This window comes from Streptomyces sp. NPDC060232, from assembly GCF_042726555.1.
Taxonomy (GTDB): domain Bacteria; phylum Actinomycetota; class Actinomycetes; order Streptomycetales; family Streptomycetaceae; genus Streptomyces.
Genome location: NZ_JBHXAG010000024.1, coordinates 114,616 through 121,750 on the forward strand (window position 1 = coordinate 114,616; position 7,135 = coordinate 121,750).

Sequence of the window (7,135 nt, forward strand, 5' to 3'; positions counted from 1 at the left end):
ACCGCCCCGGACCCTGCCCGAGGTGCCGGACTGCACGTCAGCTGGGTCCGGCCTTGTAGCCGACACCGCGCACCGTCACGACGATCTCGGGGCGCTCCGGGTCCTTCTCGACCTTGGAGCGCAGACGCTGTACGTGCACGTTGACCAGACGGGTGTCCGCCGCGTGCCGATAGCCCCAGACCTGCTCCAGCAGCACCTCGCGGGTGAACACCTGCCAGGGCTTGCGCGCGAGCGCGACCAGCAGGTCGAACTCGAGCGGCGTCAGGGCGATGGACATGCCGTCCCGCTTGACCGAGTGCCCGGCCACGTCGATGACCAGGTCACCGATGGCCAGCTGCTCGGGCGCGGGCTCCTCCGACCGGCGCAGGCGGGCCCGGATACGGGCCACCAGCTCCTTCGGCTTGAACGGCTTGACGATGTAGTCGTCGGCCCCGGACTCCAGGCCCACGACCACGTCCACCGTGTCGCTCTTCGCGGTGAGCATGACGATCGGCACGCCGGACTCGGCCCGGATCAGCCGGCAGACCTCGATGCCGTCCCGTCCGGGCAGCATGAGGTCCAGCAGGACCAGGTCGGGCTTCGCCTCCCGGAAGGCAGCGAGTGCCTTGTCACCGTCCGCTACGAACGACGGCTCAAAACCTTCTCCCCGCAGCACAATGCCGAGCATCTCGGCCAGCGCGGTGTCGTCGTCGACGACGAGGACGCGTCCCTTCATGTTTGACATCATCCCATTAGCCAATCGTTACCCGGCGGTGAGCTGTCCCACAGCCAAAAGGGCTGGAAATCGCCCCTCGGACCTGCGTGGACACCAGCTCGACCGGTCTGACCCGGATCCGGGCGACAATTGAAGGTACGGGCTGTCGGGGATCCGGGGGGACGGCTGGTCCGTTCGGGGCCCTCACATGGCACGATGGCAGCGACCAGCGCCCCCGCCGCAGCAGGTGGATGTGAAGGAGCGACGATGAACGACTCTCCGGGCTGGGCTACGCCCGGATCCTCTCCGTCCGACGACGGCCGGCAGGGAACCCCTGCCGACCGGCCCGACAACGACGGCGGCGCGCGGCAGCCCGAACAGCCCACCGGCGGCCCCAAGTGGTCCGCCGAGCAGCCCCCGCCCGGCCAGTGGTCGAGCCCCGGCGCGACACCTCCCGCCGACGTCCCGCCCGCCCCTGCGGCGCAGCCCGCCGCGGGCTGGGGGGCGCAGCCCGGCACCTCGTACAGCGGCCGGCACTCCTACCCGGGCGGCCCGGACCAGTGGGGCCGGGCCGCCGTCGCCAAGCCGGGAGTGATCCCGCTGCGCCCGCTGGGCCTCGGCGAGATCCTCGACGGCTCGGTCGCCACCATGCGCACGCACTGGCGCTCCGTCGTACCGATCACCCTGGTCGTCGCCACGGTCATCCAGGTGATCGGGGTGCTCGTGCAGAAGTTCATGCTGAGCGACCTGCCCCTCAGCTCGGCCGAGGACATGACCGCCGAGGAGGCGATCGACAGCCTCGGCAGCACCCTCGCGGTGTCGGTGGTCAACCAGTTCATCCAGGTCATCGGGACGATCGTGGTCACCGCCATGCTCACGATGATCTTCAGTCGGGCCGTGCTGGGACAGCACTCCTCGGTCTCCGAGGCCTGGCGCGACGCCCGCCCCCAGCTGCTGCGCCTGGCCGGCCTGACCCTGCTGCTGGCCCTCGGCATCATCCTGCTCGGCGCCGTACTGGTCCTGCCGGGAGCCCTCGCGGGCAGCGTCGGCCTCGCCGTCGTCGGCTTCGTCGCCTGGCTGCCGCTGGTCATCTGGCTCGGAATCAAGTTCAGCCTGGCCTCCCCCGCCCTGATGCTGGAGAAGAGCACGGTCATCAAGGCCTTCGCGCGCTCCTCGAAGCTCGTCGGCGGCTCCTGGTGGCGCATCTTCGGCATCACGGTCCTCACCGCCCTGATCGCCTTCATGGTCGCGCTGATGGTCGTGGCGCCATTCCAGATGGTCGGCCTCTTCGCCTTCGGCGGCGGCCTCGACTCCCTGGAGGACGGCAGCGCCCAGTCCGCCTGGGGACCGCTGATCTTCTCCGGAATCGGCCTGATCATCGCCCAGACGATCATCATGCCCATCCAGTCCGGCGTCACCGTCCTGCTCTACATCGACCAGCGCATCCGCCGCGAGGGCCTCGACCTGGAGCTCGCCCGGGCGGCCGGCATCGAGAACTACGGCACGACCGGAGGCTGACCCGCCGATGATGAGCACGGGGGGCCTCATCACCCGCACCGCGGCATTCCTGCCGGGCGCCGAGACACCACCGGTGACGACACCGCGCGCACCCGCCCAGGAGGCGGCGGAGCGCGAACTGTCCAAGCCGATGTACCACGAGAACGACCCGAGCCTGGTGGACCGCGCCCTGCGCGCCCTCTTCGACTGGCTCGACGACCTGTTCGGCGCCGCCTCCGGGGCGACCCCCGGAGGCGCCGTGGGCCTGGTCGCCGTCCTCCTCCTGGTCGCCCTGGCCGTCGCCGCCCTGTGGTGGCGCCTGGGCTCGCCCCGCCGCACCACCACCTCCGAGAACGCCCTCTTCGACGACGGCGTCCGCAGCGCGGCCGACCACCGCACCGCCGCCGAGGCCCACGCCGCCGCCGGCCGCTGGACGGAGGCCGTCCAGGAACGCATGCGCGCCGTGGTCCGCTCCCTGGAGGAACGCACCCTCCTGGACCCCCGCCCCGGCCGCACCGCCGACGAGGCGGCCGCCGAAGCCGCGGTCTCCCTGCCGGACCACGCCGCCGACCTGCGAGCCGCCGCCCGCACCTTCGACGACGTCACGTACGGCGGCCGCACCGCGGACCCCGACACCTACGCCCGCCTGCGCACCCTGGACCGCACCCTGGACCGCACGAAGCCGCTCCTGACGGGACCCACCGCATGAGCGCCCCCGAAACCCCACCCCCCGGCCCCAACAAAGCCGGCGGCACCCCGGACCCCACCGGTTCCGGCGGAGCCGGCGGCGCATCGGGCGCCGGCTCCGGTGGGGCCGGGGGTGTGTCGGGCGCCGGCTCCGGTGGGGCCGGGGGTGTGTCGGGGCGCTCCCCGCAGGGCGCCGAACGCACCACCGCCACACCTGCCGACCCTGAGAACCGTTCGGCGCCCGAGGAGACGCCCCGGCGCGCACCCGGCCCCACCGGAACCCCCCCGACCCCGCCCCTGGCCGCCGCCGCAACCGCCACCACCGCCCCGGCGCCAACCACCACCCCCGGCGGAGCCCCCGGCACGGGCAACGGCGGAGCCCCCGGCCAGGGCCTCCGCCCGGGACTCGGCCGAGCCACCCGCAGGGTCCGCCGCACCGCCGCCGTCGTGGCCGTCCTCGCCGCCGGCGCCGTCGTCCTCGCCGCCCTGAACTCCGGCACACGCCACGGCCGCCTCGACCCCCGCTCCGCCGACCCCGCCGGCAGCCGCGCCGTCGCCGAGCTGCTCAAGGAACGCGGCGTCACGACCCGCGTCGTCACCACCGCCCGCGAGGCCGCCGACGCGGCCGGTCCCGGCACCACCCTCCTCGTCACCGACCCGGACCGCCTCGGCGCCACCCAGCGCAGCGCCATCCGCTCGGCCATCGACCTCTCCGGCGGCCGCACCGTCCTCCTCGCCCCCGGTGACCGCAGCCTCGCCGACCTGTCCCCCGGAGTCGGTACCGAGGGCGACGCCGCCGACGACGACCTCGACCCCCGCTGCGCCCTGCCCGCCGCCACCTCGGCCGGCCGCGCCGGCACCGGCGGCAACCTCCGCTACACCACCGCCCTCCCGGGAGCCACCGCCTGCTACCCCAGCGGCGGCCACCCCACCCTCCTCGCCCTCCCCACCGGCACCACCGGCGGCGACACCGTCCTCCTCGGCTCCGAGACGATCCTGCTCAACGAGAGCCTCGCCGAGCAGGGCAACGCCTCCCTCGCCCTGCAACTCCTCGGTTCCCGCCCGGACCTCGTCTGGTACCTGCCGTCCCTCGCGGACGCCGACCCCGCCACCGGCGACGGCGACCAGGACAAGAGCCTCCTCGAACTCGTCCCCGCCGGCTGGTCCTGGGCCCTGCTCCAGCTCTTCCTCGCCGCCGTCCTCGCCGCCCTCTGGCGCGCCCGCCGACTGGGCCCCCTCGTCACCGAGCAGCTCCCCGTCGCCGTCCGCGCCTCCGAGGCCACCGAGGGACGCGCCCGCCTCTACCGCAAGGCCGGGGCCCGCGACCGCGCCGCGACCGTCCTGCGCGCCGCCACCCGCGAACGCCTGGCCGCGCTGGTCGGCGTACCGCCCGCCCAGGCCCACGAACCGGCCGCACTGGTCCCGGCCGTCTCGGCCCGCCTGACCGGCGAGCCCCGGGACGTGACCGCCCTCCTCTTCGGCACCACCCCCTCCGACGACGCGGCGCTCGTCGCGGTCGCCGACCACCTCGACGCCCTCGAAAGAGAGGTCCGCACGTCATGACGTACCCGGCCACCGAGTCCACGGCCGCGACCGCGGACAGCGCCCGCGCTTCCCTCGAAGCGCTCCGCACCGAGATCGGCAAGGCCGTGGTCGGTCAGGACTCCGCCGTCACCGGCCTCGTCGTCGCACTGCTGTGCCGCGGCCACGTCCTGCTCGAAGGCGTCCCCGGCGTCGCCAAGACCCTCCTGGTGCGGGCCCTGGCCGCGTCCCTCGCACTCGACACCAAGCGCGTCCAGTTCACCCCGGACCTGATGCCCAGCGACGTCACCGGCTCGCTCGTCTACGACGCCCGCACCGCCGAGTTCTCCTTCCAGGACGGCCCGGTCTTCACCAACCTCCTCCTCGCGGACGAGATCAACCGCACGCCCCCCAAGACGCAGTCCTCCCTCCTCGAAGCGATGGAGGAGCGCCAGGTCACCGTCGACGGCACCCCCCGCAAGCTCCCCGAGCCGTTCCTCGTCGCCGCCACCATGAACCCGGTCGAGTACGAGGGCACGTACCCGCTCCCCGAAGCCCAGCTGGACCGCTTCCTCCTCAAGCTCACCGTGCCCCTCCCCTCCCGCGAGGACGAGATCGGCGTACTGACCCGCCACGCCGCCGGCTTCGACCCCCGCGACCTGAAGGCCGCAGGCATCCGCCCGGTCGCCGGGCCGGCCCAGCTCGAAGCGGCCCGCGAGGCCGTCGCCCGCGTCACGGTCTCCCCCGAGATCGCCGGCTACGTCGTCGACATCTGCCGCGCCACCCGCGAATCGCCGTCGCTCGTCCTCGGCGTCTCCCCGCGCGGTGCGACGGCCCTCCTCGCGACCGCTCGCGCCTGGGCCTGGCTCACCGGCCGCGACTACGTCACCCCCGACGACGTCAAGGCCCTCTCCCTCCCGACGCTCCGCCACCGCGTGCAGCTGCGCCCGGAGGCGGAGATGGAGGGCGTCACGGCCGACGCCGTCATCACGGCGATCCTCTCCCACGTCCCCGTCCCGCGCTGATGGCCCTCACCGGACGCGCCGCCCTGCTGGCGGCCCTCGGCAGCATCCCGGTCGGGGTCCTGGAGCCGAGCTGGGCGGGCATGCTCGCGGTCAACGGCCCGATCGCGCTGGCCTGCGCGGTCGACTACGCCCTGGCCGCGCCGGTACGCGGCCTCGTACTGGCCCGGTCCGGCGACACCTCCATCCGCCTGGGCGATCCGGCAGCCGTCCACCTCACCGTCACCAACCCCGGCCGCCGCACCCTCCGGGCCCGCGTCCGCGACGCCTGGCCCCCGAGCAGCTGGACCCCGGGCACGGAGGCGGCCGCGTCCCGCCACGAGCTGGTCGTCCCGGCGGGCGAGCGCCGCCGCCTGACCACCCGCCTGCGTCCCACCCGCCGCGGCGACCGCCGGGCAGACCGCGTGACGATCCGCTCGTACGGCCCGCTCGGCCTGTGGGCCCGTCAGGGCTCCCACCCCGCCCCCTGGACGGTACGGGTCCTGCCCCCGTTCACCAGCCGCAAGCACCTGCCGTCCCGGCTGGCCCGCCTGCGCGAACTGGACGGCCGCACCAGCCTCCTGACCCGCGGTGAGGGCACCGAGTTCGACAGCCTGCGCGACTACGTACCCGGCGACGACACCCGTTCCATCGACTGGCGTGCCACGGCCCGTCAGCACAAGGTGGCCGTCCGCACCTGGCGTCCCGAACGCGACCGGCACATCCTGATCTGCCTCGACACCGGCCGCACCTCGGCGGGCCGCGTCGGCGACGCCCCCCGCCTCGACTCCTCCATGGACGCGGCCCTGCTGTTGGCGGCCCTGGCCACCCGCGCCGGCGACCGCGTGGATCTCCTGGCCCACGACCGCCGCCTCCGCGCCCAGGTCCAGGGCCGGGCGGCAGCCGACGTCCTCCCTTCCTTCGTGAACGCGATGGCCACCCTCGAACCGGAACTGGTCGAGACGGACTCCCGCACCCTGGTGTCCACCATCCTCCGCAACGCCCCGCGGAGGTCTCTGGTGGTGCTCCTGACGAGCCTGGACGCCGCCCCCGTCGAAGAGGGCCTGCTCCCGCTCCTGCCACGTCTCACCCAGCGCCACACGGTCCTGCTGGCCTCGGTGGCCGACCCCCACGTGGCGGCGATGGCCGCCTCCCGCGGCACCGTGGACGCGGTCTACGAAGCCGCGGCCGCCACCCAGACCCAGGCCCAGCGCCGCCGCACGTCCGACCAGCTCACCCGCCACGGCGTCCACGTGGTCGACGCCACCCCGGACACCCTGGCTCCGACCCTGGCCGACGCCTACCTGTCCCTCAAAGCCGCCGGCCGCCTCTGAGGGGCTGTCCGACTGGATACCCTGGCAGGGCGCCCACCAGGAGGACACATGGCTGACTTCACCCCCGAGCAGATGCGCCGCATGCACGACTTCGCGGACCAGCTCGCGGAGCTGGCCGAGCACCACGAAGACCAGTGGAAGGTGCAGACCACCGACGGTCAGATCTCCCTGACGATGATTCAGAGGGGCCTGACGGCATCCGCTACCGCAAGAAGGTTCCGTACTCCTTCGGGGACACCGTCAACGCCGGCCGCTGGACGCTCGAAACGAGCAGTCTCAAGAGCTACCCCGCCGACTGGTGACGCGCGGCACCGGGTCACCCGACCGGCCCGTGAACGCAGAAAAGCCCCGCACCGGACCCTGAACGGGCTGGTGCGGGGCTTTCCCACAATGATTGTTCG

The 7,135-nt window shown here is 73.9% G+C and carries 7 protein-coding genes; 6 read left to right on the forward strand and 1 reads right to left on the reverse strand.

Going from position 1 to position 7,135, the window contains the following annotated elements; genetic code table 11:
- Positions 1 to 37: 37 nt before the first annotated feature.
- Positions 38 to 727 carry a two-component system response regulator MtrA gene (gene mtrA / locus ACFWFZ_RS28755; RefSeq protein ID WP_187405629.1) on the reverse strand — a complete coding sequence of 230 codons (690 nt, stop codon included), beginning with the start codon at positions 725 to 727 and terminating at the stop codon, positions 38 to 40.
- A 234-nt stretch (positions 728 to 961) separates the two neighbouring features.
- On the opposite strand from mtrA, the gene ACFWFZ_RS28760 reads away from it, so the two are divergent.
- The 6 genes from ACFWFZ_RS28760 to ACFWFZ_RS28785 form a co-directional block, all read left to right on the forward strand.
- Positions 962 to 2,212 (forward strand): hypothetical protein, encoded by a 1,251-nt coding sequence (locus tag ACFWFZ_RS28760; RefSeq protein WP_387125882.1) that lies wholly within the window; start codon positions 962 to 964, stop codon positions 2,210 to 2,212.
- A gap of 7 nt (positions 2,213 to 2,219) precedes the next feature.
- Positions 2,220 to 2,900 (forward strand): DUF4129 domain-containing protein, encoded by a 681-nt coding sequence (locus ACFWFZ_RS28765; RefSeq protein WP_387125883.1) that lies wholly within the window; start codon positions 2,220 to 2,222, stop codon positions 2,898 to 2,900.
- A 275-nt stretch (positions 2,901 to 3,175) separates the two neighbouring features.
- Complete coding sequence (locus ACFWFZ_RS28770) at positions 3,176 to 4,441, forward strand: DUF4350 domain-containing protein (RefSeq protein WP_387125896.1); 1,266 nt, start codon at positions 3,176 to 3,178, stop codon at positions 4,439 to 4,441.
- On the forward strand, positions 4,438 to 5,424 hold the full coding sequence (locus tag ACFWFZ_RS28775; RefSeq protein ID WP_387125884.1) for an AAA family ATPase: 987 nt from the start codon (positions 4,438 to 4,440) through the stop codon (positions 5,422 to 5,424). Before ACFWFZ_RS28770 ends, ACFWFZ_RS28775 begins: the two co-directional genes overlap by 4 nt.
- The gene (locus tag ACFWFZ_RS28780; RefSeq protein WP_387125885.1) at positions 5,424 to 6,734 is read left to right on the forward strand and encodes a DUF58 domain-containing protein; all 1,311 of its coding nucleotides are present in this window, start codon (positions 5,424 to 5,426) and stop codon (positions 6,732 to 6,734) included. Before ACFWFZ_RS28775 ends, ACFWFZ_RS28780 begins: the two co-directional genes overlap by 1 nt.
- A gap of 48 nt (positions 6,735 to 6,782) precedes the next feature.
- The coding region (locus tag ACFWFZ_RS28785) for a hypothetical protein (protein WP_387125886.1) at positions 6,783 to 7,135 on the forward strand (353 nt) is incomplete at its 3' end.